The sequence below is a fragment of the Ignavibacteriota bacterium genome, from assembly GCA_016708125.1.
Classification (GTDB): domain Bacteria; phylum Bacteroidota; class Ignavibacteria; order Ignavibacteriales; family Melioribacteraceae.
The window spans coordinates 4,252,624-4,278,570 of record JADJGF010000001.1 but is presented as its reverse complement, the minus strand read 5'-3'; the positions used below and the strand labels follow the sequence as shown (position 1 = coordinate 4,278,570).

Below are 25,947 nucleotides of genomic sequence, written 5' to 3'. Positions count from 1 at the left end.
TGCCAAAATGATTGCAAAATTAGCAATTTAAAATTGGCATTAAATGTGAAATTATATAGTTGTAATTATCAACGAGGTGTAAGATGAAAAAGACATTATTTTTAACCGCAATTTTGTTTGGATTATTTGTAATAAATCTAAACGCACACAATTATAACAAAAATATTAATGTGGATTATTTCTATTCTGCACTTGAGCCACACGGAGAATGGATAGAAATTGGATATGATGAATTTGTTTGGAGACCTTATAATACATATCGCGATTGGCGACCATATACTGAAGGAAGATGGGAATGGACATATAACGGCTGGTATTGGGTTTCTTACGAGCCATTCGGCTGGGCAACATATCATTACGGAAGATGGTTTTTTGATGATTATTACGGCTGGGTTTGGATGCCAGATAGCGAATGGGGACCATCTTGGGTAGAATGGAGATATGATGATTATTATATTGGCTGGGCTCCTTTACCACCTTATGCAAGATTTTATCCAAATTCCGGAATTAGATTTTCAATAAGATGGAACTCGGGATTCTTTTACTGGAACTTTGTAAAATATAATCACTTTGTTTCTGTTGATATTCGCAAACATCATATTTTTGGAAATAATGCAGAACGTATTTACAAACGAACAAAACATAGAACTAATTATTATTCAAACGATAACAGAATTGTAAACGGCGGAATAAATAGAGAATTTGTTGAAAAGAGAATTGGAAAAAGAATATCAACAAGAGAAGTTAATTTTAGTGATAAAAATTATGATTCAAGAGAATTGAAAAGCAGAAACGATGTAAAAGAATTTAGACCAAATGATAATGAAATAAATAGAGAAAATTCATTTGATAGATCAAAAGTTACGAAAGGAAAAGAGTTGAAAAATTTAAGAACTGATAAAGTTGTAATCACTAAAAGAACCGAAGTTAAAAATTCCAATGAAAAATCTATTGATAGAAAAGTTGATAAAAGAGAAGCAGATAGAACAATTGAAAAAAGGGAAGTTGATAGAAAAGTTGAAAATTCAAGAAGTATAAATAAAAATGATGATAAAGTTATTAGCAGAAAAAAAGATGTTGAAATAAAAACTTCTACTTCAAAAAGTAGGGAAATTAGTAAGAAAAATGATTCAAAGGAATTTGAAAAATCAACTTCAAGAAATATTGAACGAAATTCAGTTCCAAAAGAACCTAAAATTGAAGTAAAGAGAGAAACAGAAAAAACAAGAAATTCTTCAAAGATTGATGACAATAAAGAAGAAAAAAGAACCGTAAAAAGTAGAAAATAACTCACTGTAAAAAACCGATATTTATTTTGATTTTTTATTAAGTATCGGTTTTGAAATAAAAAAAAAGCCCATCAAATTGATGGGCTTTTTTCTGTAAAACTAAATTATTTTAGGAAATTTTAATTTTCTTTTCTTGAACCAATTTTGCCAATTCAGAAGTTCCATTTTTAGCTAAAGTTTTTAAAGCTTTGGAACTAACCTTAACAGTTACAAATCTATTTAATTCTTTAACCCAAATTCTTTTCTTTTGTAAATTTGGAAGAAATCTTCTTTTTGTTTTGTTATGAGCATGGGAAATACGGCTTCCGGTTATTGGTTCTACGCCGGTTAATTCACATCTTCTTGACATTATTTTCTCCAAAGTCTTAAAATTTAAGATTCTAAATATAGCTAAAAAATATTCTAAAAAAAATAATTTTTTCTTTTTACAAACTTAATTTTCTTCCGGTGAAGCAATTCTTGAACCCAATTCTCTATCTAACATAAATAATGCACCTTTATCTTCACCAATTAAATTGAAATTTTCAACAATTTGTAGAACAGTACTTTCTTCTTCAACTTGTTCATCAACAAACCATTGTAAAAAACTTTTTGTAGGATGATGACTTTCCGCAATTGCCAAATCAAAAAGTTTGTGAATACTATCCGAAATAAATCTTTCGTGTTTTAGTGAATTTTCAAAAACTTCTCTTGGTGAATTCCACTCAATTTGCGGTGCTTCTAAAGTTCCCAATTTTACTTTTCCGCCTAAACGAAGAATAAAATCGTAAAATTTCATTGCGTGTAAATATTCTTCTTGCGATTGCATTTTCATCCAATTTGACATTCCGGCTAAATTTTTATTTTCAAAATATGCAGCCATTGATAAATACAAGTAAGATGAAAACATTTCTTTATTAAGTTGATCGTTTAATGCTGATTCAATTTTATTTGATACCATATTTAACCTTTCTAATTGATTTGAAATTATTGATCTTATTAACAAATGTAAGAAAATTTTGAAATATTATTTTTAATTTAATCATAATAATTATATTGATTTTAGAATAATAAACTTTTTACAGAAAATAAAAATGAAATTAGCATTAATAATAATTTTACTAACAATTGTGTCTATCATCTCAGCACAAGAATATAAAAGTATTCATCAGTTGGATAGGGAAAAATTTGAACCGATAATTAAGGAAAAACTAAAAAATATTTCTAAACCTATTTCTTCGGAACCAATAATACCTTTGAATAAATCAGTAATTAAAAATTTAAGTAAAAGTATTTTTGGATATTTACCTGATTGGGAATATTTGGAAAATGCACATCAAGATTTTAATTATGATTTGCTTTCGCATATTGCGGTTTTTGATTTTCCTGTTTCTAAAACCGGAGCAATTTCAGAACCGCCAAGTTGGCCTTGGACAGATGTTATAAACTCAGCGCATGAAAGTGGTACAAAAATTATAATGGTAATTGTAAATTTTACTGCAAATGATATTCATGAAATTTTAACAAGCTCAATTTCAAAATGGATATTTTTAAGCGGAGTAAAATCAAAAATAAAAACTTATAATTTAGATGGTGTGAACATTGATTTTGAAGGATTAAATACAGCTGACCGAGGAAATGTTATAAACGATTTTATGAAAGAATTAACAGATTCTGTCCATTCAATTTCACCTGATCTTGAAGTTTCATTTGCCGCACCGGCAGTTAATTGGGGAGGATGGAATTTAACTGGTTTAGCACAAAGTTGTGATTATCTTTTTGTTATGGGTTATGATTTTTATGGAAGCTGGAGCACATCTACTGGTCCAACAGCTCCTCTAATGGGCGGAAGTTATAATGTTACAAATACTATAAATGTTCAATATCAAACGGTTACTTCATTTTATCCAGAAAAAATAATATTAGGAGTACCATATTATGGTCCGCATTGGCAAACTTCCTCTGTTCAAGAAGGTTCATCCATTGTTAAATTTATTGAGTCAAAAAGATATAGAGATGCTCAATCATTGGCAGAAAACTATGGAATAAAATGGTCGCCAACTTTTAAGAATTCTTGGTTTAGCTACGTAGAAAGTTTACAAAATCATCAAGTTTGGTTTGATACTGATTCAAGTCTTTCTTTGAAGTATGATTTAGCAATTTCTAAAAAGCTAAAAGGCGTTGGTATGTGGGCTTTAGGTTACGATGGAAGCAGATCGGAACTTTGGAATTTACTTGAGCGAAAATTTTCAGTTACGGTAAATGTTGATGAAGAAAATAATTTACCGAAAATTTTTACACTAAAACAAAATTATCCAAATCCGTTTAACCCAACAACAACAATAGAATATTCTGTTTCACCATTTTCTGTCATTTCGAACGAAATGAGAAATCTCAATGACAATTCGAATATAACTTTAAAGGTATTTGATGTTTTAGGGAAAGAAATTGCAACTTTAGTTAATGAAAATAAATCAATCGGAAATTATGAAGTAACTTTTGATGCATCAAATTTATCAGCTGGAATATATTTTTATAAATTATATTATCAAAATAATTCAATAACAAAAAAAATGCTTTTAATTAAATAACCGAGTAGTTAATGAAAAAAATTTTATATCTATTTCTAATATTTATAATTTCAAATTGCACAAAAGAAAAGGAAGTTGTTATAGAAGAAAAGAAATCAATTCATCAGCAAGATTTTGAGAATGCAAAATTAAATTCATCAAATATTAATATTGAAATTATTGAAAATAAAATTTTGGTTGATAAAGCAATTGGTAAATTTAGAAATCCCAAATTTAGTGTTGATGGAAAAAAAATATTTTTTACCACCGAAGATTTTAGTCAATTGTGGATTTACGATTTAACAAACGAAACAATAAATAAATTAATTAGTTTACCTCAATGTGGAGTTAATTTTCAAATTTCAAAAACCGGCGAATATATTTATTTTAGAAATAAAGTTACACAAGGAAAAAAAACATTTTCCATTTTAAGTTATTCACTTAATACAAAAAAGATTAATGTAATTTATAATTCCGATAAAAGATTATCCCCGCCGTTATTGGTTGATAGCCTTATTTATTTGGTTGAAGATGGAACACCTTTAAATATAAATTTATCCAATTCAAAAATTAGTAAAGAATTTAAGATTCCGTTTTTATTTGTTAATAATAACGTATTTCTAAAAGCCAGTAAAAATATTGATACTCTTAAAATTCCAAACAATATTAAGCCTATTGAAAGCTACTATTCAAAAGATTTGGAAAATATATTTTTACTTACAAACTCAATAGGGTTTTTAATTTACAACAAATTCGGTGAACCAATAAATAATTTTAAGAAAGCTGGATTTCTATCTAAATTGTATAAAAGTAATCTAGTAATATTTACAAAAGAAATTTTCAATGATCAACAATTAAAAGATTCAAAAATGTTTATCGGATTTTTAGACGGTGATAAAGAAATAGAAATATTGGAAGATGAAAAATATCAAAAACTTTATCCGGATTGGTCGCCAATTGAAAATAAAATTGTCTTTGCAACAGAATTTGGAGAAATAAGAATAATATCTTTTAACATTTCTAAGAAATAAAATAATGATGAAAAATTTTTTTACAATAATATTTTTAATTAGTTCAATATGTTTTTCTCAAAATATAAAGATTAGTTCAATTGAAAAAGTTGAGATTGACCAATATTCATCGGCATTTTATCCGCAATTTAGTAAAGATGACGAAAATATTATTTTCACTTCGGAAAATTATAAAGGATTATTCTCACACAATTTGAGATCAAATCAAACGAAAATTATTTCAGATGAAAATGGCGTTGGGTATAAACCGGTATTGATTGACGAAGAAAATTATGTTCTGAGAAATTTCAATTTTGAAAAAGGGCGAAAAGTACATTCAGTTTATCTAAAAAATATCAATTCTGAAAAAATAGAAATTATCGAAACATCTAAAAGACAAATTAAAATCCCAAATCAAATTATTGGCTCGGAATTACTAATTGTTGAAAATTCTACAGTAAATAAAAAAACAATATTGCATGATAAATTTCTTAAAACAAATCAGACTTCTAAAGCAATATTTTCTGAAAATGATAATTTATTTCTAATTCAAAATGATGAGATAAAGAATATTAGTCCGTTGGGAAAAGGAGTTTATGTTTGGGAATCTCTTTCGAACGATGGTGAAAAAATAATATTTACTTTTGGAAATCAAGGTTCATTTGTTTGTGATTTAGAAGGAAATATTTTGTTAAACATAAAAGATGCTCATTATCCAAAATTTTCTCCGGATGATAAATTTATTTTATTTATGAAAGATAAAGATGATGGACAGAAATATATTTCTTCGGATTTATTTATTTATTCAATTGAAGAAAATAAAGAGTATCAAATTACAAATACCGAAAATATGATTGAGATTTTTGCAGATTGGTCTAACGATCAAACCAGTATTGTTTACAATACTATTTTAGGTGAAATATATTTAGCAAAAATTAGTTTTGAAAATTAAATGAATTTATTGAAGAAAATATTATTAATACTTTTTATTATTTCGTTGAGTATAAAATCTCAAGATTTTTCTGGAATAAGAATTTATATAAACCCGGGTCACGGCGGACACGATTCTAATGATAGATATATTTCTCAAACCGGATTTTGGGAAAGTGAAGGAAATTTAGCCAAAGGATTATTTCTTAAAGAAATATTAGATTCATTAAATGCTGTAACAAAAATCAGCAGAACGACAAACAATTCTTCTGATGATTTGGGATTATCTGTTATTGTTGCCGATGCAAATAATTTTGATGCTGATTATTTTCATTCAATTCATAGTAATGGATATAACGGTCAATCAAATTATACTTTAATTTTATTTCAAGGAAAGGACAATGCGCCAACATATCCTGAAGCAAAAATTATGGGTAGTTATTTAGCTGATGAAATTTATAAAGCTCATAGAACTACAACAAAATATAATAGGGGGGATGCCGATTTTTATGGAACCGGACAGCCTTATTTGGGTGTGCTAAAAGGATTAACAATGCCGGGAACTTTGTCGGAAGGTTCTTTTCATGATTACATCCCGGAATCTTACAGATTGAAAAATCAAGCTTATTTGAAGCATGAAGCTTGGGCAATTACAAAAGCTTTTGTAAAATATTATGGATTAAATGATTTCGCGTTTGGTGAAATTGCTGGTTCTGTAAGAGATGCTTTTGAAACTGTAGATTATTTTTATTTAAATGGAACAAAAGATAAAAACAAGCCTGCAAATTTGGTTAATGCAATTTTAATGCCGGATAGTATTGTGTATAATGGCGATTCTTTCAACAATGGATTCTTTTTGTTTGATGAAGTATTGAAAGGCGAATATGATTTAATTGTTGATGCGGAAAATTATAATAAAGATACCTTGCATGTAATTGTTGAAGAAAATAAAACTACTTTTATTGACCCATACTTAACGGAAGCTCCAAATTATTCTCCGCCAATTGTAAAAGAATATTTTCCCAATGAATTAGAAAATGTTAGACTTGATTCAAAAATTATTCTAAACTTTAATGTAAAAATGGATAAAGCTTCAACTCAGTTGGCGTTTAAAATAACACCAAGTGTTCCAGGTACTTTTACTTGGGAAAATAATGATAAACGATTAATATTTTCTCCATCAAATTATCTTACTGGTGGAACTCAATATGAAGTGAGCTTGAATATTTTTGCAAAAAGTTATTACAATATTTTAATTGAACAGCCGTTTAATATTTTGTTTAATACAAGATCGGCATTAAGTTTTTTAAAATCGTATCCGGAACAAAATTCCACTGACATTAGCAGGACTGTAAAAATTAAATTAAAATTTGATGGTCCGATTGACCCTTATTCGCTTGGCGGAAATGTATTCTTCCAAGATTTACTTGATAATGATGTTTATTTATTAATCAACGAAGAAAATTATTCGAATGGTGAAATTATATTTGAACCAATGCACGAGTTAAATCCAAATACATATTATAAAATAAAATTGCTTAATGGAATTAAAGATACTGAAGGCTCTAATTTACTTTCCGATACGACAATAATTTTTAGAACGGAATCAGTTACTGAGACAAATGGAAATATTTTATTTGATTTTGAAGAAATTGGAAATTGGCTGCAGCCAGAACAAAGTATTTCAACATTTGGAATTGATCAAGTAAATACTTCATTTACAATTTCTGCGAGCAGATTTATTTCCGGTTCAAATTCCGGAAAACTAAAATATAGTTTTATTAGTGATTCTTCTGGAATTTGTAAATTAGAAAATGTTAGTCATGATTTAATAAATATTAATCAGCAAAATAATTTTGGGATTTGGATTTTTGGAGATTTGAGTTTTAATAATTTGCAAATATGGTTTAAAAATTTGGATAGCAGTATTATTCAATACAATTTAGAATACATTGATTGGACTGGTTGGAAATTTAAAGAAATTTATCTTGGCAATTCAGATAATTATATATTTAATAGTATTGCAATTGTTCAAAATAAATCCGGAGAAAAATCCGGCGAATTATTTTTTGATAATGCTCAGTATGATGTAATTACAAATATTGAAAAAGTTAAAAACAGTTTCCCAAATAAAATTGAATTATTACAAAATTATCCTAATCCGTTTAATCCGAATACAAATATTACTTTTACAATTCCATATAATGAAGAAAATGAAAATGCAACTGTGAAATTAATAGTTTACGATATTTTAGGAAGAGAGGTAATAACATTAGTTAATGAAATTAAAAAACCCGGAATTTATAAAATAAATTTTGATGGAAATAATTTATCAAGCGGAATTTATTATTATCAATTAAAATATGGTAATAGTGTAATTTCAAAAAAAATGTTGTTGCTAAAATAAACTTAGTTTTAAAAATTGTTTTTTGTTTATGATAGTTTACTCAAATAGTAAATTTTGTAATGCATTTTCTAAATTTGAATATTGAAATGTAAATCCGGTTTCAATAATTTTTTCTGAAGAAATTTTATTCCCCTCCAAAACTAATTCTGACATTTCGCCTAAAATTAATTTCAAAATAAAAGAAGGAACGTTGGGCATAAAAAATGGTTTACGTAAAAGTTTAGCAAGTGTTTTTGAGAATTCGTGATTTGTTACTAGCATTGGTGAAACTGCGTTATATGCTCCGATTAAATTATCATTTTTAATACAATGCAGAATAATATTCAATGCATCGGAAATATGAATCCAAGGCATATATTGATTTCCATTTCCCAAAGCCGAACCAACCCCAAGTTTAATGGGAATAATAATCTTTTCTAATGCGCCGCCATTTTTAGAAAGAACAACTCCAAATCTTAGCTGAACTGATCTAATTCCTAATTGCTCAAATTTGGCTGAAGATTCTTCCCACATTCTGCAAACTGTTCCTTGAAAATCAGTTGCGGGCGGATCAATTTCAGAAAATAATTTATTACTTGTTGCTGCTCCATAATAACCAACTGCCGAAGCAGAAATAATTGTTTTAGGTTTATTTTTTAATTTAGCAATTTCGTTGAAAAGTAATTCTGTGGATTTTACGCGGCTATCAATAATTTCTTTTTTTCTTTTTTGTGTCCATCTTTTATCGCCAATTCCCGCACCGGCAAGATGAATTATGTAATCTAAATTTTCCAATGCTCCATTTTCAATAAATTCATTTTCAACATTCCATACAAATGTATTTAAAGAATTATTTTTTGATCGACCAAGTTTAATTACTTCAAAATTATTTTGTGAAAGAAATTTTGCAAGTTCAGAACCTATAAGTCCGGAAGCTCCGGTGATTAAAACTCTTTTCATTTATTATTCTCATAAAATGAATTGAGATTACTCACCAAATTATTCTTTTCATCTTCTTCCAAAAAAGTAGCTTTGAATGAATTTAATGTAAGTTGATATAAATCTGCCTTACTTAAATTGAGAGCTTCGGTTACGGCTTTATAATTTTCATTCATATAGCCGCCAAAATATGCCGGATCATCAGAATTTATAGTTGCTATTAAACCCATATCCAGCATAGCTTTTATTGGATGATTCTCAATTTTATCAACATTTTTAAGTCTAATATTTGAAAGCGGACAAACCGTTAGCGGCATTTGTTTCGCAACCAATTCCTTCACTAAATTATTATCATCAAGAGATTTATTTCCGTGATCTATTCGAGAAATATTTAAATGATTTAGAGCTTCCCAAACATATTCAGCGGGACCTTCTTCACCAGCATGAGCAACAGTTTTATATCCGATATTTTTTGCTTCGGTAAAAACATTTTTAAATTTTGAAGGAGGATTTCCAAGTTCTGAAGAATCTAATCCAACAGAAGTAATCCAATTTTTATAATCAAGTGAATGATTTAAAGTATTAAATGCAGATTGTTCATCCAAATGGCGTAGAAAACTCATTATCAATAGTGATGAAATTCCGAATTCTACTTTGGCTTTATCTTGTGCGTTTTTAATTCCAATAATTACTGTAGAAAATTTAACACCTCTATCGGTATGCGTTTGCGGATCAAACATAATTTCTGTATGAACAACATTTTGAGAATTAATTTTTGTAAAATAAGCCATTGTCAAATCATAAAAGTCTTCTTCGGTTTTCAAAACATTTGCTCCGGCATAATAAATATCTAAAAATTCTTGAAGATTATTAAAATTGTATGCGTTTCTTAATTCATCAACAGAATTATATTTTAATTTTATTTTATTTCTATCAGCAATTGTAAATATTAATTCCGGCTCGAACGTACCTTCTATGTGCAAGTGTAATTCAGCTTTGGGAATTTGTTGAATGAATAAGTCTAAGTTATTTCTGTTCATCAAAAATCCATTCAATTATTTTTAATTCGTTTCTTAATCGGTAATCTGTAATATCTTGTTTTATCAAACTGTGCAAAAGCATTTGCAACAGCCGCGGCAGTTGGAACAAGACCAATTTCGCCAACTCCCTTTGCGCCATGCGGACCATTGGGATCTTCAACTTCAACACCGATTACTTCAATTTGCGGTGTTTCTTTTGCACGTAAAACTCCCATCTTGCGTAATTTTGTACTCTTAGGTTTTCCGTTTTCTAATACTAATTCTTCTGAAATTGCATAACCTAAACCCATGTGAACAGAACCTTCGATTTGTCCTTCAAACAAAGATGGATTTATAATTTTACCGGCATCATGTGCAGCAACAATTTTTTCAATTTTCCCATCATCATTTAAAATTACAACTTGAGTTGCATAACTATATGAATAATGTGTGATAATTTCTTTTGCAGTTGCGCCCGGTTTTGTTGTCCAATCACAAACCCAAATACCCGTATAAGTTTTACCGATTAATTCTTCTAAAGTATTATTAGATAAATCTTCTTTTAATTGCTTACAAGTTTCTCTAATTGAATTACCAATTATTGATGTTGCACGAGAAGCGGTTGTCATTCCGGATTTTGCTTCGTAAGATGTATCAACTTTTACTTCAATAATATTTGGATCAATATTAATTTCATCAACTAAAAATTGAACTGCCATTGTATTTACACCTTGACCCATTTCAGTCCAGCCATGATGAAGTACAACTTTATCTTTTGATACAATATCAATTTTTACAATTCCGTCATCTGGCATCCCATTTCCGATTCCGGTATTTTTTATTCCGCATGCAATTCCAGCATATTTTGATTTTTGAAAAATTTCTTTTACAGCAAGCAATGTTTCTCTAACTCCGGTACCTTTATGAATTATTTGTCCGGTTGCAGTTTTTTCTCCATTTTTAATTGCGTTATCAAATCTAAATTGCCAGCGATCAAATCCACCTTTCTCACAAAGTTCGTCTATACAGCTTTCAATTGCAAATGTAACTTGATTAACTCCAAACCCGCGCATCGCACCGCATGGTATATTATTTGTGTAAACCGCCTTACTAATTACTTTAACATTGGGAATAGTGTAAGCTCCGGTTGAATGACCGGCTGCTCGCTCTAAAACTTTCATACCAACTGAAGCGTAAGCTCCGGTATCTCCAAGAATATCAGCTTCAAGAAAAGTTAATTTGCCTTCTTTATCACATCCTACCTTGTATTTCATTCTAAGAGGATGGCGTTTCGGGTGCATCAATATTGATTCATCTCTTGTTAACGTAATTTTAATTGGTTTTTGTAAAATGAGAGAACATAAAGCTGCTTGATGTTGAACTGTTAAATCTTCTTTCCCGCCAAATCCACCGCCGTTTGGAACTTGAATAACTCTAACATTTTCTTCAGATAAATTTAAAACTTTTGCAATTTGTTTTCGATCTTCATATACACCTTGACCTTGCGAATAAATCGTTATTCCGTCTTGTGTTGGAAGGGCAATTGCAGATTCCGGCTCAAGATAAGCATGTTCAATCATTTGTGTATGATAAATTCCAGAAGAAATAAAATCAGAATTACTTTTTGCTTCTTCAATATTGCCACGATTTATTATTGTTTCGGAAAGTAAATTTCCATTTGAATGAATTTGTGGTGATTCAGAATCTAAAGCTTTTTCCATATCAACTAATGGTGCAAGTACTTCGTAATCAACATCAATTAATTTCGCGGCTTCTCTTGCAATTTCTTGAGACTCTGCAATAACCAAAGCTAAAACATCTCCAACATATCTCGTTGTTTCTCCAACATCAATCATCATTGGCCAATCATTTATTATCAATCCAGTATTTCTTTTTCCGGGAATGTCTTTTGCAGTAAGAATTCTTAAAACTCCATTATAATTCAATGCTTTTTCACAATTGATATTTTTAATTATTGCTCTGGGATGTTCACTAAATTTGAGTGAAGCGAAAAGCATTTCATCAAATATCATATCATCGACAAATTTAGATTTACCTAATACTAAATTGTATGCATCATATTTCGGAAAACGTTTTCCAACTTTAGCTTCAATTTTTGGTTTGAGTATTTCTTTATTTTCTCTGATTGCTTCAGCCGCTAATTTTACAGATTCAATAATTTTATTATATCCGGTACATCTACATAAATTTGGATGAATGGCTTTCTTAATTTCATCATCGGTTGGATTGCTATTATTATCAATCAATACATTTGATTGCATAACAATTCCGGGTGTACAAAATCCGCATTGCGTTCCGCCTTTTTCTATAAAAGCATTTGCATAAATATCTTGTTTATTTTTCTCAATACCCTCAATGGTGATTACAGTTCCATTCTCTACTTTTGACATTTGAGTTACGCATGAAAGTACGGCTTTTCCGTTTAGCTCAACTGTGCAAGCTCCGCAAGAAGCTTGAGGTGAGCATCCGTCTTTTACGGAAGTAATTCCTTCAACATCACGCAAGTATATTAGTAACGATAGTTCGTGATTTCCTTTATAATCTTTTTCAATTCCGTTTAGTTTGAATATCATAGAAAATAATTTAATTAAATTGTTTAAAAATGGAATTATCTTTTAGACTTATAAAAAGAAAAATCATTTCTGCAGCATTATCCAATAATTTATTCTGAATTATTTTTTGAGTATCAATACTTATTATGTCAAAATTATTTTTATCAAAAATTACTTTGATATCTTCTGCTTCATAAACAAAATTATCTTCAAACATTCTCACCGATTCAATTTTATTATTTGATTTATATTTTATTAATTCACCGGATAAATAAAAACAGTTATCTTCAAAGTCAAAACTTTCTTGGGTTAAATAAAATTTTGATTTTGTTAAATATGGTGCTCCGTTCGTTGGACAAAATGTGTTGCAATTTCCGCACTCATTACAAAAATCACCAATATTAATAATTTGATTTGTTTGTTCAATAATCAAGTGATCAACAATTGTATAATTTATCTCATCACCAATATCAATTGAATAAATTGGAATATTAAATTTATTTGTTTCAAATGATAGATTAGCAAAATTGGGACAAACACCAACACAAATATTACAAATATCATTACAGAACAAACATCTTTGCGCTTCTGAAATTGCTTGAGCTTCTGTCATGTTTGGATGAACCAAATTAAAATTATTTCTTTTCTCTAAATTTAATTCGGGAATTTTATTCCCAAATTCGCGGTAACTTTGTTTTTTCTGAAACTCAGCTAAAGTATGTTTATCACTTTTAATTTGTTTTGGAATAGTAAAATTACTTTTTACATTTTCTATGATTTTGTAAGCTACATTTTTTCCATCTGCAATTGCGTTTATTAAAGAATCAGCTCCGCGAATTGCATCACCGCCGGCAAAAACATTTGTAATTTGTGTTTCATAATTCTTATCAGTAATTAGATTCTGTTCATCGATAAAATCCAAAATTATATCTTGACCAATTGCAGTAATTATTGAGTCAAAAATCATTGAAAACTCTGAACCCAATACGAGAATTGGCTTTTGCCTTCCACTTTCATCTGGTTCGCCTAATTGCATTTTAATACAATTTAATTGTAACTGGTTATTTATTCTAGAAATTGAATTTGGCGACACTAATTCAAAAATAAAAATTCCTTCATCGAGCAATGCTCTAATTTCTTCGGGATCAGCCGGCATTTCCTTTATTGTTCTTCGATACAAAATTGCGACTTTCCCACTTTCAGCAGACAATCTTTTTGCTGTTCTGGCTGCATCAATTGCTGAATTTCCTCCGCCAATTACCGCAATTGTTTTTCCCAAATTAATATTTATATTCCTTCTCACATTTGATAGAAATGTTAGTTGATCAAATACATTTTCTAAATCTTCACCGGGAATATTTAACTTTTTACCTTTCTGAGCGCCAATTGCTATATAGATAAAATTACTATTTGATTTAATTTCACTAAACAAATCTTTGGTAACATTTTGGTTGAAATGAAAATGAACGCCTAATGATTTAATTAAATTTATATCAGAATTAATTTGATTATCCGTTAATCTAAAAGCGGGGATTGAGTCTGAAGCCATTCCGCCGGCAAATGATTTTGTTTCATAAACATTTACTTCAAATCCTTCCAATGCGAGAAAATAAGCGCACGCTAAACCGGATGGTCCAGCGCCAATTATTGAAACTTTAATTCCATTTTTATTTTTTAAAATTGCGTCAAAATTATTATCAAACTTTTCTGCATTGAATCTTTTTATTGCACGAATTAATATTGAATTATCATAATTCATTCTTGTGCATTTTGTCTGGCACAAATGATCGCAAACATTTCCGGTAATATTTGGCAAAGGATTTTCATCTAAAATTGCTTTGTAGGCTTTATCAAAATCGCCATTTGCTGTATGATACATATATTCCGGAACGTTTTGCGATATCGCACAAGCTTCAATACACGGTGCATGAATGCAATCATATGGAGTAAGTTCACGATTTGTTTTAATATTCTTAAATGGGAAAAAGGATTTGAAATATTGCTTTTGCTCTAAAACTTTCGAAGCATATTTTCTTAAATTATTTAAACCGGATTTCGTTATATCACTTTTATTTGCAACATTTGAAATGAATTGTTCAATATTATTTGCACCGAATTTAAAAAAGTTTTTATCTAGTTCTTCGATGTATTGCGTTAAACGTAAATATCCGCCGGGCTTTAGTAAATCTGAACAAACTGTAATTGGTTTTAAATTGCAGGCCAAAGTATCCGAAACATTAAAAGCATCAACACCGGCAGAAAAAGAAATATCAAGTTCACCATTAAAATCACTTTGTAATTTTTCAGCAAGATTTATACTTATTGGATGAAGAGCGCGACCGCTTGCGTAAACCATCTTTTCCTTTTGCGGAAGCCAATTAGTGAAATTTATTGATTCTAAAGTATTTGTTAATTTCAATCCGAATTTAACATTATTCTCTGCCGCAATATTCTGAAGTATGGTAATCATTTTTATTGCATCATCATATTTTAAATCATGTTCAAAAGCTTTATCCGGAATAACAAATTTGTAACCAAGTTTATCATTTAAAATAAAATGTAGTCTTTCTTTTCCAAGTAAAGTAGGATTCAACTTAATTGTCGTATGAAGTTTTCTATCTCTAATTAAATATTTTCCTATTTCTTCAATTTCGTTTGCCGGACAACCGTGCATTGTTGAAAGTGTAATATTATCAGTGATTTGATTTGGTATTTTTACTTTGTGAATTTCCGGAAAGTATTTTGAAAGTGTTTCTAATTTATTTTCTTTTTCAACTTTGCAATTATTCATCTTCTCAAAGAACCATTGCACATTGGGTTTTAAGATTCCCTCAAGATTATAACCAACACTCATATTAAAAATAAATCCGGATTCAGTTTCATCCCAATCAAATTTATATTTTAATAAATGAATTAAAATCCATGCGTTCAAATATTCATCAAAAGAATCTTTTATTTTTAATTCTTGCGACCATTCACAATTGTAACCAATATCTTCCATGTCGATGCAAGGTTTGGTAACTTCGAGTTCATCTAAAGTTTGCACAGTTTTTAATTCAATATATCTTGCGCCAACTAACCAAGAAGCAATTATATTTTGTGCCATTTGTGTATGCGGACCAGAGGCAACGCCAAGCGGAGTTTCTAAGAGTTTGCCATATCTATACATTTTATATGGATCGGATGTTTTTGGAGTGAATAAATTCTCTTTATATAATCCGAAAATTCTTCCATACTTTTCTTCTTCAACAATCCAACTGTAAAGTCGCTCAATTGGAACTCTGTAAAATTTATCACTCATGAAAAGAAACTTTCCAATATGGTATAATCTAATTAAGAAATTATGAAAAATTACTTTAACTATCAGTAAGAAAAATTTCTTTTATATATAGATAGACTTAGCGAAAACATAAAATATTAATTTACATTTATTTAAAATTGAATGATTTTTATTATATTTTTTATTATAGTATTATTTAAAATAAAAATTGAATTTACATTTGAATGAATCGATAAAACCTTTTATTAGATGGGCAGGTGGAAAACAAAATTTGATAAATGAAATTTTCAAGTTTGTAAATGGTTTTAAAATAAATAGATACTTCGAACCTTTTCTTGGTGGAGGTTCTTTTTTCCTAAAAGGTTCTTTTTCCAAGGCCTACCTTTCTGATATGAACTCAAATTTGATAAATACTTATAATCAAATTAAATATAATTATAAAGATGTATATAATGGATTGAAGAAATTCAGAATTCCAGTTTCAGAGAAAACATATTATAGAATTAGAGAGAATTTTAATAGAAGCATTAACGAACCGACATTAGATCAAGCGATTAAATTTATTTTTTTGAATAAAACGTCATTTAATGGTATTTACCGAGTGAATAAGAGTGGAAATTATAACGTACCATTTGGTAAGAGCAAACCATCTTTTCTTCCCTTGGAACAATTTAAAATTTTAAGTGAAAAATTAAATAATGCAGAAATATTTACATCGCATTATCAAGAAATTATATCTTTAGTAGAAGAAAATGATCTAGTATATCTTGATCCACCTTATCCACGAATTTCTTCTACAGCATCTTTTAATCATTATACACTTGAAAAATTTGATGAAGAGGAACATGGAAAAGTGGCTTTATTTGCTGAAAAATTATCTAAAAAAGGCTGTAAAGTTATTATTTCTAATGCAGATGTTGATTCTATTAAAGAACTATATTCGAATTGGGATATTTATTCAACTAATGCCTATAGATATATTTCATGTAAAAAGGATAAAATAAAAGTAAAAGAATTGATAATTAAAAATTATTAGATATGGAAATACTAGAAAGAAAATTACATTCAGAAAAAACTTGGACGGGATTCTTATATTCATTATCTGGAATTACGTTACCATTTTTAATTTCATTAATAGGGATTTTTATTATTCAAAAATATGAACATATAATATCTTTTATTGATGACGGCCAAATATTATTATTTTCTGCAGGTCTTGCAACAGGTGCATTTTATTTATTTCGCGATGAAGAAAATCAAAAAGCGCTTAAGAAATCAGTATTCAAATTTGATCGTTTATTAAGTCATTTAAGCATATTTTTTATTATTATAAGTTCTGTTATATATGCAATTTTATATTCAATCGAGATTTCACATAAGAATATTGATGTAAATATTAATTTATGGTTTGTAAGAATAGCATCAATTTTATTGTTTATATTATCAAGTTATACATCTTACAGAAGTATATATATTGACTTTCTTAAAATTTATCCAAATATAGATGTTAAATCAAAAAGCAATGAAGAGGTTGAAAATATATTAGAAGGATTAGGCAATGATTAATGCTGAAAACCAAAAAATTGAAATTAAATGCATTGAAGTAAATCAGCCGATTGGTCAATTTTATATTGGCGTTATGAAGCACCAGGATTTAGTTAAAATATCATATGCTGATATTAGGAGATTGGATTCAGGTGATGAGAAAAGAGAAGTTGAGATATATTCTGGAATTCAACGAGAACTATCTCAGAAAAGAGTGCTTGAAATTAGTAAGTATGTAAATCTTGTTGACGCAACTTTCCCGTCATCTGTAATTTTACATCTTAATAATACAGATGTTGAATATAATAGAAAAGAACAGATAATGTATGTTCCGTTTAGAGATAATGTAGCAAAAGTACTTGATGGTCAACATCGAATTGCCGGTTTAGAAAACTTTAAAGGAAAAATAAGTGAATTCGATATGAATGTTACAATATTTGTTGATATGGAGTTGGAAGATCAAGCAATAGTTTTTGCTACAATTAATAAGACACAAACAAAGGTTAATAAATCTTTAGTTGCAGATTTATTTTCATTTGCAACATCACGTAGTCCTCAAAAGACTTGTCATAATATTGTTCGCGCGTTAAATCAAAAACAAGGTAGTCCTTTTAAAGATAAAATTAAAATATTAGGAAGTGCTGAGGACAAAGAAAAAGAGACTATTACTCAAGCAACGTTTTCTCAATCACTTATTAAACTAATTTCAAAGGATCCCATGGAAGACAGAAACATATATAAAAAAGGAATGAAACCTAAGAAAATTTCTTCTACAGAACTAATGTTTAGACCTCTTCGCAATTTGTTTATAGATGAAAAAGACCTTGAAATTGCAAAAATCATATGGGAATATTTTAATGCAGTTAGAGAAAAATGGCCGAATGCTTGGGAGCTTGTAGAAAAAGAGATGATTCTTAATAAATCAACGGGTTTTATCGCTTTAATGCGATTTTTTAAAGATGCATATGTCAAGTCTAATAAAATCGGTGAAGTTTTATCCAAAGAATATTATTTAGTTTTACTAAGTAAATCAACATTAAAATCTGAAGATTTCAATAGAACAAACTTTCTTCCAGGCTCAAGCGGTCAATCAAAATTGTATAGTACTTTGATTGAAGAAACTAAATTAAATTCTTAATCTTTATAATTTCTGCCGCAATACTAATTGCAATTTCTTCCGGAGATTCTGCATTTATTTCTAATCCAACCGGAGTGTGAACTTTTTTAAACAATTCTGAATTAATTCCTTCGGATTCCAAATGTGAAAAAATACTTTTGGATTTTTTTTCGCTTCCCATTAATCCAATATATTTTAGTTTCAATCCAATAATTGATTTTAATGCTTCCTTATCTCCATCATGATTTGGAGTTACAATTATTGCATAAGATTTTTTTGATTCACGAATAAACTTATTTACTTCATCATATTTTGTAATAATTTTTTTATCAGCAAATGTATTTTGCTTCATTGTAATTATATCATCTCTTTGATCAAAAGTAACAACATAAAAATCTAAAGTTGACATAACTCTTGAAACTGCTAATCCAACATGACCTCCGCCAATAATATAAACTGTATTAAGTAATCCTATATTTTCTTCGTATTGCCAATTTTGCTCATCTTCAAAAAACAAATTTATATCTTTGTCATTTTCTTTATGCGGCGTATAATCAAGCCCAAACGGATTTAACCTTAACACGCCATTTATTTGATCTTCCAAATTATCAATTATATTTTTCACTAAATCACGATTTTCTATTGTTAATGTTTGTACAATTAATGTTTGAGTTCCGCCGCAAATTAACCCGGATGAATGCCCATCTTTTGTTTTGCTGTGATGAAGTTTTCTAATAAAATTAACTGGTTCAGTAAAATTAAGAGTTCCTCTGATTTCGTTTAAAATATCAAACTCCATAATTCCGCCGCCAATTGTTCCGTAGGTTTCAACGTCTTCGGAAATTGCCATTTTAAATCCGGATTTTCCTGGAGAAGACAAACTTGAATCAGCAACAATTAATAAATTTACTTTTATATTTCTGTTAAGTTTATTGTAAACGAAAATCCATAAATCAACTTCTTTCATAAAACTCTCAAAATTTTCTAATCTAATTATTTTTAAATTTAATTTTGTTTAAGAATACAAACCCAGTAAAACTTTTTCTGGAGTTATTGGCGAAGAATATTCAAGTTTACTTTTTGGATTAAAACTTTTTACAGCATTATAAATCGCAAAAAAAGTTCCAATTCCGTACATCAACGGCGGTTCTCCGATTGCTTTACTTTTTAAAAGTCCAAATCTATTTTCTGAGTTTTCTAAAAATTCAATTTCAATATTTTTCGGAACAGAATAAATATCCGGCACTTTGTATGTCGAAAGAGAATTGGAGAGCAATTTACCTTTATCTGAATATTTTAATTCTTCCATTGTCATCCAGCCAATTCCTTGAACTAATCCGCCTTCAGCTTGACCAATATCAATTTTGTTATCAATACTTTTTCCAAAATCGTGAACAATTTTTACAAAATCAATTTCGTAAGTTCCTCGCACGCAATCAATAGTAACGCCGGTTATGGATGTTCCGTAAACATGGTATGCAAAAGGATTTCCTTTATTATTTTTTCTATCAAAAAATATTTCCGGAGTTGCGTAAAATTCATGTGATGAAAGATTAATTCTATTCTGATATGCTTTTAGAATTAATTCATCCCATTTCAAATTTGTTTCATGATTATCGTAAAAAACTTTTTCGTTTACAATTTTAAGTTTTGATAAATCTTGAATTTTTAATTCAGAAGCGGCAAATTCTAATAATCTTTTTAAAATTGATTGAGCAGCTTTAATTGCAGCATTTCCATTTAGATCAGCTCCACTGCTTGCCGCAGTTGCAGAAGTATTTGCGTTTCGAGTTGTATTTGTCGATTCAATTTTTATCCTTTCAACTTTTACAGAAAAAGTTTTTGCAACTGCTAATTTAATTTTCTCATTTACACCTTGACCCATTTCAACCGCACCAGTACTTACTCCAATACTTCCATCATTATAAACATGAACCAATGAACTTGCTTGATTTAAGAATGTATTTGTAAATGAAATTCCAAAACAAATTGGCATAACCGCCAAACCTTTTTTGAAAAATTTATTTTCGGAGTTGAAAACATCTACTTGCATTTTCAATGAATTAAAATCAAATTTTTCATCAGCAGTTTGCCAGCAAATATTTGCTTTAGAATTTTCTGCTTGCTGTCCATAATAGAAAAAATCTTTTTCTGAAATTAAATTTTTCTTCTGGATTTCACTTACATCAATTTTTAATTTTTCTGCAGTTTTATGAATTGCAGATTCAATAACAAATTTTCCTTGAGGTCCGCCAAAACCTCTAAATGCAGTAAATGGGGGAAGATTAGTTTTACAACTTATAGCCGTCGCTTTTACATTTGGAATGAAATAAGAATTTGTCGCATGAAATAAAGTTCGTTCTAAAATTGCGGGAGAAAGATCAGCAACAGCTCCGGCATTCTGATAAAACATAACTTCATACGCAAGAATTTTTAAATCTTTCGTAATACCAATTTTAAAATCAGAAGAATATGGATGACGTTTTCCCGTCATAAATAAATCTTCGGATCGAGATAAAACAAGCTTTACCGGTTTACTTGTATGATAAGTTCCCAAAGCTGCCAATGTTGCCCAATGTGTTGCTTGATCTTCCTTGCCTCCAAATGCGCCGCCTAATCTTAAAACATCTACCTCAATTTTGTTCATTGGTAAATTTAAAACTTTTGCAATAGTTTTTTGAACTGCGGTTGGACTTTGTGTAGATGAAATTATTTTTATTTCGTTTGTTTCTTTTGGAATTGCAACGGCAGATTGTGTTTCCAGATATAAATGTTCTTGTCCGCCGCTTTCAACATTTCCTTCAACAATAATATCACATTTCGTCCAAGCTTCGGAAACATTTCCGCTTTCAAAAATTTTTGGAGGCATTATTAAAGAATTTACTTCAAAAGCTTTTCTCGGATCAACAATAATTTCTAATTCTTCAAATTCGATTTCAATTAAATTTGCAGCTTCCTTTGCAATTTTTTGAGATTCTGCAATTACGAGAGCAATTGGCTCTCCAATAAAATGAACATCGTTTTCGGCTAAAAGAGTTTCATCTTGAATTATTCCGCCAACTTGATTTATTCCGGGAATATCTTCCGAAGTTAAAATTTTAACAACGCCGGGAAAAGATTTGGCACTTTCTAAATTTATATTTTTTATTTTTCCGTGTGCAATTGAAGAAGTAAAAACTTTAGCGAATAAAGTTCCTTCAAGAATAGGGAAATCATCAACAAAAAGTGAATTGCCAGAAACATGTTTAATCACATCAGTGTTCAAATTAACACCTCATGATTTATAATTTGCGGAAACATTTCGATGAAGTGGGCTTTTATTAATTGACCTAATAATAATGTTTTGTAATCCTTGCTCCCGCGAATATCACTTATTGGTGAAATTTCAGATTTTGCAATTTCCACAGATTCTTTAACTAATTCCATAGAAATTTCTTTATTAATTAAAAATTCAGATGTATTTCTAAAATAAAGAGGAATTGGAGCAACACCTCCAGCAGCCAAACGTGCTCCAGCTATTTTATTGTCAATAATTTCAAGGAGCATGGAGGAATTTACACTTGCAATATCTAAATGATTTCTCTTAGAAACTTTTTCAAAATTGAATAAGAAATTGCTGTTTGGAATTGGAATCGAAACCGAATCTATTATTTCATCGGAATTTAAATCATACTTTTTGTAATCAAAATAGAATTTATCCAAGTTTACTTTTCGAGTTTCTTTTTTCGAATTCTTCAAAATAAGTTTAGCATTTAGTGAAAGTAATGCAACCGACATATCTCCAATTGGGGAAGCATTTACAATATTTCCACCGATTGTTGCCGAATTTCTAATTGGTTTTGATGCGAAAAGTTTAAACAATGTATTGAAATTTATATTTGGAATATTCTTTTCAAAGAAATCTTTTAATTCTTCAATAGTCGTGGAAGAATGAATTATTATTACAGAATCATTTATTAAAATTTTTGGTTGCGGAATATTGTAAATAAAATGAACATTTGATTTGCACATTTCCTCCGCTTTTTGAACGAATAAATCAGTTCCTCCACCAATGAAAACAGAGTGTATATTTTTATGGAATTCCGGATTATCTACTTTTGTAGAATTAATTAGATTTAACCTTTGTTCAATTTCTGAAAAATATTTTGGTAAAATATTGCTTTTAATCAAATATGCTAACTTATTGTTATTCTGCAAGTTAATATCATTTATATTAAGTTTTATTTTCTCAATTGATTTTTTAATCGAATTATATCCGGTGCAGCGACAAATATTTCCGGCAACTGAATTTATCATTTCGTCATACTCTAATTTTTCTGAATTTAAAAGGTATCCGGTGAGTGAAATTATAAATCCCGGTGTACAAAATCCGCATTGAGAAGCTCCTTGATTTACAAATTCATGCTGAATAATATTTAGATTTTCTTGATTAATTCCTTCAATTGTTACGACATGTTTTCCATCAACATTTTGAATTGGGAAAATGCAAGAGTTTATTGTTTTATATTTTAATCCAACTTTTGTAAGTTCACCGAGTAAAACTGTGCATGCTCCGCAATCACCTTCTTTGCAAACTTCTTTTGTTCCGGTTAATTTTTTGTCTTTTCTAATATAATCAAGCAGAACTGTAGATGGGTTAATTTTGGTTTTAATTTCTTGATTGTTTAATATGAAATTTATTTCACTTTCCATTCTGATCAATAAATTTGTTAAGATTTTGAAATTAGCAATCTGAAAAAAGTGAGAAATATTTAATAAATGATTTCACAAATTAAAATATAAAAATGTCCCAATAAAATACACAACAATTTTAATCCCGCAATTTGAAACATTAGGAAAAATAATTTCCTTTTAATTATTAAGATAAATCAAATTTTGCGCATAATGTGATCTGGCACACACTTTGAAAAATACTTCAAAAAGAAACTCAAACAAATCAATTAGGGAGTATTAAATGTACGCAAAAAAATATCTTTTAGTTTTAGCAGCACTTATTTTTTCAACAAGTGTGATATTTGGTCAAAGTTTAGCTAATAGCAGCACTTCTGTTGCAGTTCAACTTAAAAAAGGTTTATCAATTACTCCACCATCTAGTGGAATCGATTTTGGAGAAAAAGTAATTGGTACAAGTAATGAAACAATTAGTGTTACAACCCCAGTTGCTTTTTTAGTATCTGGTCATTCAAACAAAAATATTATAGTTGATTATTCTAGCTCAGTTAATCTATCATACGAATCAAATAATTTAACTTTTGCTCCAAAAGTTGAAAAAACCAGTGATGCAACCTATGTTTCTGGATCTTCTGTTGGTGATGAATCACAGCATACTTTAACCGCTGGAACTGGTTTATTGTATTTATGGCTAGGGGGATCAATTGATATTACGCCAACTACTATTGGTGGTGATTATACTGGCACCTTTAATATTGAAGTAAGTTATAATTAATAATCGGGAATAACAAAATTATTCCCAAAACTTTATTTAAACTAAATGTTAAAAAAAATAATTGTTCTTTTATTACTGATTTCTACAATAAAAATATTTGCTCAATCAAGTTTTAATATTTCAACAAATATTAGTATTTCACTAAATAATGGATTAGCATTAAATAAAGTTAAAGGCGATTTAGATTTTGGTGAAATTATTTATACCGGAAACAGATTTACTTTAACAAGATCTGCAGATTTGGGAATTGAATTTGAAGTAACCGGTTTTAGTAGAAGAAATGTTACGGTAACTTTTTCAAGAAATGTTAACCTAAATAATAATGATTGGGTTGATAATTTTGGCGGAACTAATGGAACAATTAGATTTACTCCAAATGTGCGCCATACAAATGGAAATATAAATTATGTTTCATCAAGAATTTTACGCAATGGAAATACCGTAAGATTAAGTAATGATTCACCTTTGGGTAAACTTTACATTTGGATTGGCGGTTCGATGACTATAAATAGTAATCAGCCATATGGAGATTATAAAGGAACATTTACATTAACTGTAGAATATTGAGGTATTTGTGTTATTTAGTTTAGAATTGTTCATTTTAGAAGAATTAAAATATTTTATAATAATATACTTAGATCTTGAAAGTGATTAAAATTAAAGTTTTTTAATTATGTACCGATAGTGAAATAGAATTTAATTTTATAAAATCCTCATGGGTCCTCAGTGGCGTTAGATAATAAGAAAATTGATATCTGACGCCATTTTTTTTATTCTTTAAAAAAATCATTTCAATTCATATTTTGTACTATGAAAAAAATATTCATAGTATTTACCTTAATTTCTCTAACGTCACTTTTTGCACAACAAACTGGATATATAAGCGGAAATGCAAGTGCAAATTTAATTCAGCCGCTTTCTATTGAAGCAGGTTCCGGCGATTTGGATTTTGGAGAAATTATAGTTTCCGGTTCTTCTTTTATCGAAAAAATTGAGCCAAATTTTGGGAAACAATTTATTGTAACCGGTCATCCCGGGAAAAATATTACCGTAAGATTTAGTTCAGTTGAATTAACAAATTACGATTGGGCTTCAAATTTTGGTGGAAATTTTGGCACTTTGATTTTTACTCCTAATGTTGAAACAAAAAATTCTCAAAAAATTTTGGATGGAAATACTTTACCGCTTGCTCAAAATGGATTGATTGGTGAGCTTCAGATTTTCGTCGGTGGCGAAATTTATATTAATCCAAAACAAGAAATTGGGGATTATGTTGGACTTTTTGTGCTTTCGGTAACTTATTAATTGTGATCTGCAATAAACATTATTGTTTCTAAATTCGATAATTTACAAAAACATCAATCAACTTTAGAAACTTGCAATTGCATAAATATTTAAAAATATTATTTTTCATACTTTTGTATTCTTCCTCATTTTTATTTTGCCAATCAATGCAGACTGCAAATGTTGAGATTAAAATAAAATTAGTTAAAAGTGAAGTTTTTCAGTTTACCAATTATGATACAGAAACCGGAAAAGTTATTTATTCAGATGAAACTAATTTTTTTAGAAAAAGAAACATTTTGGTTAACTACAATAATAGAGTAATCCAAAAAAATATTATTAAAAATGAATCAAAATCAAATATATTTGATGTTTTAAAAAGATCATCAAAGTTTATAAATGAAAACAAAAATTCATTAATTAGAAATAATTCGGATAAAAATTATGATTCTAAATATTTTTCAAATCTAAATATTGATGAATTTTCCAAATATAAACCAGGCGAAGAAAATATAAATTCGCAGAAAAATTTTACAATTACAGTAGTTTATTAAAAATCCACTTTTTTAGAATATAAAAA

General features: G+C 28.8%; 21 protein-coding genes. 12 read left to right on the top strand and 9 right to left on the bottom strand.

Annotated features, from left to right (window positions below):
- Positions 1-83 precede the first annotated feature (83 nt).
- Positions 84-1,289, top strand: a complete 1,206-nt coding sequence (locus IPH62_18320) for a hypothetical protein (protein ID MBK7107234.1) — start codon at positions 84-86, stop codon at positions 1,287-1,289.
- Between the two features lie 109 nt (positions 1,290-1,398).
- On the opposite strand, the gene rpmB is transcribed toward IPH62_18320, so the two are convergent.
- Together rpmB and IPH62_18310 are read right to left on the bottom strand one after the other, a co-directional pair.
- Positions 1,399-1,638, bottom strand: coding sequence for a 50S ribosomal protein L28 (gene rpmB, locus IPH62_18315; protein ID MBK7107233.1), 240 nt, complete (start codon positions 1,636-1,638; stop codon positions 1,399-1,401).
- Between the two features lie 84 nt (positions 1,639-1,722).
- A complete protein-coding gene (locus IPH62_18310; GenBank protein MBK7107232.1) occupies positions 1,723-2,229 on the bottom strand; it encodes a ferritin in 507 nt (168 codons plus the stop codon).
- A 133-nt stretch (positions 2,230-2,362) separates the two neighbouring features.
- Here IPH62_18310 and IPH62_18305 point away from each other — a divergent pair, with 133 nt between their 5' ends.
- Genes IPH62_18305 through IPH62_18290 form a run of 4 tightly spaced genes read left to right on the top strand, consistent with a single transcriptional unit; the run spans position 2,363 to position 8,185 of the window.
- Positions 2,363-3,859: a T9SS type A sorting domain-containing protein gene (locus IPH62_18305; GenBank protein ID MBK7107231.1), complete on the top strand. Its 1,497-nt coding sequence runs from the start codon at positions 2,363-2,365 to the stop codon at positions 3,857-3,859.
- A gap of 11 nt (positions 3,860-3,870) precedes the next feature.
- Positions 3,871-4,869 (top strand): hypothetical protein, encoded by a 999-nt coding sequence (locus tag IPH62_18300; GenBank protein MBK7107230.1) that lies wholly within the window; start codon positions 3,871-3,873, stop codon positions 4,867-4,869.
- Positions 4,870-4,873: 4 nt separating this feature from the next.
- Positions 4,874-5,800 carry a PD40 domain-containing protein gene (locus IPH62_18295; protein MBK7107229.1) on the top strand — a complete coding sequence of 309 codons (927 nt, stop codon included), beginning with the start codon at positions 4,874-4,876 and terminating at the stop codon, positions 5,798-5,800.
- Between the two features lie 9 nt (positions 5,801-5,809).
- On the top strand, positions 5,810-8,185 hold the full coding sequence (locus IPH62_18290) for an Ig-like domain-containing protein (GenBank protein MBK7107228.1): 2,376 nt from the start codon (positions 5,810-5,812) through the stop codon (positions 8,183-8,185).
- 36 nt (positions 8,186-8,221) lie between these two features.
- Here the strand turns inward: IPH62_18290 and IPH62_18285 are convergent, their stop codons facing one another.
- The 4 genes from IPH62_18285 to ygfK are packed head-to-tail and all read right to left on the bottom strand — an operon-like array spanning position 8,222 to position 15,996.
- Positions 8,222-9,124: a TIGR01777 family protein gene (locus tag IPH62_18285; protein MBK7107227.1), complete on the bottom strand. Its 903-nt coding sequence runs from the start codon at positions 9,122-9,124 to the stop codon at positions 8,222-8,224.
- Entirely contained in the window at positions 9,121-10,143 is a 1,023-nt protein-coding gene (locus tag IPH62_18280; GenBank protein MBK7107226.1) for an adenosine deaminase, read from the bottom strand. The genes IPH62_18285 and IPH62_18280 overlap by 4 nt, the downstream gene beginning before the upstream one ends.
- An 11-nt stretch (positions 10,144-10,154) precedes the next feature.
- Positions 10,155-12,716: a selenium-dependent xanthine dehydrogenase gene (gene xdh / locus IPH62_18275; protein ID MBK7107225.1), complete on the bottom strand. Its 2,562-nt coding sequence runs from the start codon at positions 12,714-12,716 to the stop codon at positions 10,155-10,157.
- A 10-nt stretch (positions 12,717-12,726) separates the two neighbouring features.
- Positions 12,727-15,996, bottom strand: a complete 3,270-nt coding sequence (ygfK, locus tag IPH62_18270) for a putative selenate reductase subunit YgfK (protein ID MBK7107224.1) — start codon at positions 15,994-15,996, stop codon at positions 12,727-12,729.
- 187 nt (positions 15,997-16,183) lie between these two features.
- On the opposite strand from ygfK, the gene IPH62_18265 reads away from it, so the two are divergent.
- The 3 genes from IPH62_18265 to IPH62_18255 are packed head-to-tail and all read left to right on the top strand — an operon-like array spanning position 16,184 to position 18,658.
- Positions 16,184-17,011, top strand: coding sequence for a Dam family site-specific DNA-(adenine-N6)-methyltransferase (locus IPH62_18265; protein ID MBK7107223.1), 828 nt, complete (start codon positions 16,184-16,186; stop codon positions 17,009-17,011).
- A 2-nt stretch (positions 17,012-17,013) separates the two neighbouring features.
- Entirely contained in the window at positions 17,014-17,541 is a 528-nt protein-coding gene (locus IPH62_18260; GenBank protein MBK7107222.1) for a hypothetical protein, read from the top strand.
- Positions 17,534-18,658, top strand: coding sequence for a DGQHR domain-containing protein (locus IPH62_18255; GenBank protein ID MBK7107221.1), 1,125 nt, complete (start codon positions 17,534-17,536; stop codon positions 18,656-18,658). Before IPH62_18260 ends, IPH62_18255 begins: the two co-directional genes overlap by 8 nt.
- Here IPH62_18255 and IPH62_18250 read toward each other — a convergent pair.
- The 3 genes from IPH62_18250 to IPH62_18240 are packed head-to-tail and all read right to left on the bottom strand — an operon-like array spanning position 18,642 to position 23,329.
- A complete protein-coding gene (locus IPH62_18250) occupies positions 18,642-19,604 on the bottom strand; it encodes an XdhC family protein (protein MBK7107220.1) in 963 nt (320 codons plus the stop codon). The genes IPH62_18255 and IPH62_18250 overlap by 17 nt on opposite strands.
- A 48-nt stretch (positions 19,605-19,652) precedes the next feature.
- Positions 19,653-21,902 carry a molybdopterin-dependent oxidoreductase gene (locus IPH62_18245; GenBank protein MBK7107219.1) on the bottom strand — a complete coding sequence of 750 codons (2,250 nt, stop codon included), beginning with the start codon at positions 21,900-21,902 and terminating at the stop codon, positions 19,653-19,655.
- The gene (locus tag IPH62_18240; protein ID MBK7107218.1) at positions 21,899-23,329 is read right to left on the bottom strand and encodes an FAD binding domain-containing protein; all 1,431 of its coding nucleotides are present in this window, start codon (positions 23,327-23,329) and stop codon (positions 21,899-21,901) included. Before IPH62_18240 ends, IPH62_18245 begins: the two co-directional genes overlap by 4 nt.
- A gap of 262 nt (positions 23,330-23,591) precedes the next feature.
- Here IPH62_18240 and IPH62_18235 point away from each other — a divergent pair, with 262 nt between their 5' ends.
- From IPH62_18235 to IPH62_18220, 4 genes are all read left to right on the top strand, one after another.
- On the top strand, positions 23,592-24,083 hold the full coding sequence (locus IPH62_18235; protein MBK7107217.1) for a DUF4402 domain-containing protein: 492 nt from the start codon (positions 23,592-23,594) through the stop codon (positions 24,081-24,083).
- A 45-nt stretch (positions 24,084-24,128) separates the two neighbouring features.
- Positions 24,129-24,650: a DUF4402 domain-containing protein gene (locus tag IPH62_18230; GenBank protein MBK7107216.1), complete on the top strand. Its 522-nt coding sequence runs from the start codon at positions 24,129-24,131 to the stop codon at positions 24,648-24,650.
- Between the two features lie 243 nt (positions 24,651-24,893).
- Positions 24,894-25,388 carry a DUF4402 domain-containing protein gene (locus IPH62_18225; GenBank protein MBK7107215.1) on the top strand — a complete coding sequence of 165 codons (495 nt, stop codon included), beginning with the start codon at positions 24,894-24,896 and terminating at the stop codon, positions 25,386-25,388.
- Positions 25,389-25,534: 146 nt separating this feature from the next.
- Positions 25,535-25,921, top strand: a complete 387-nt coding sequence (locus IPH62_18220) for a hypothetical protein (protein ID MBK7107214.1) — start codon at positions 25,535-25,537, stop codon at positions 25,919-25,921.
- Positions 25,922-25,947: the final 26 nt, after the last annotated feature.

Coding starts and splice junctions, on each gene's coding strand:
- IPH62_18320 (MBK7107234.1), top strand. CDS start 84: ATGAAAAAGACATTATTTTTAACCGCAATTTTGTTTGGATTATTTGTA.
- rpmB (MBK7107233.1), bottom strand. CDS start 1,638: ATGTCAAGAAGATGTGAATTAACCGGCGTAGAACCAATAACCGGAAGC.
- IPH62_18310 (MBK7107232.1), bottom strand. CDS start 2,229: ATGGTATCAAATAAAATTGAATCAGCATTAAACGATCAACTTAATAAA.
- IPH62_18305 (MBK7107231.1), top strand. CDS start 2,363: ATGAAATTAGCATTAATAATAATTTTACTAACAATTGTGTCTATCATC.
- IPH62_18300 (MBK7107230.1), top strand. CDS start 3,871: ATGAAAAAAATTTTATATCTATTTCTAATATTTATAATTTCAAATTGC.
- IPH62_18295 (MBK7107229.1), top strand. CDS start 4,874: ATGATGAAAAATTTTTTTACAATAATATTTTTAATTAGTTCAATATGT.
- IPH62_18285 (MBK7107227.1), bottom strand. CDS start 9,124: ATGAAAAGAGTTTTAATCACCGGAGCTTCCGGACTTATAGGTTCTGAA.
- IPH62_18280 (MBK7107226.1), bottom strand. CDS start 10,143: ATGAACAGAAATAACTTAGACTTATTCATTCAACAAATTCCCAAAGCT.
- xdh (MBK7107225.1), bottom strand. CDS start 12,716: ATGATATTCAAACTAAACGGAATTGAAAAAGATTATAAAGGAAATCAC.
- ygfK (MBK7107224.1), bottom strand. CDS start 15,996: ATGAGTGATAAATTTTACAGAGTTCCAATTGAGCGACTTTACAGTTGG.
- IPH62_18260 (MBK7107222.1), top strand. CDS start 17,014: ATGGAAATACTAGAAAGAAAATTACATTCAGAAAAAACTTGGACGGGA.
- IPH62_18255 (MBK7107221.1), top strand. CDS start 17,534: ATGATTAATGCTGAAAACCAAAAAATTGAAATTAAATGCATTGAAGTA.
- IPH62_18250 (MBK7107220.1), bottom strand. CDS start 19,604: ATGAAAGAAGTTGATTTATGGATTTTCGTTTACAATAAACTTAACAGA.
- IPH62_18240 (MBK7107218.1), bottom strand. CDS start 23,329: ATGGAAAGTGAAATAAATTTCATATTAAACAATCAAGAAATTAAAACC.
- IPH62_18235 (MBK7107217.1), top strand. CDS start 23,592: ATGTACGCAAAAAAATATCTTTTAGTTTTAGCAGCACTTATTTTTTCA.
- IPH62_18230 (MBK7107216.1), top strand. CDS start 24,129: ATGTTAAAAAAAATAATTGTTCTTTTATTACTGATTTCTACAATAAAA.
- IPH62_18225 (MBK7107215.1), top strand. CDS start 24,894: ATGAAAAAAATATTCATAGTATTTACCTTAATTTCTCTAACGTCACTT.
- IPH62_18220 (MBK7107214.1), top strand. CDS start 25,535: ATGCAGACTGCAAATGTTGAGATTAAAATAAAATTAGTTAAAAGTGAA.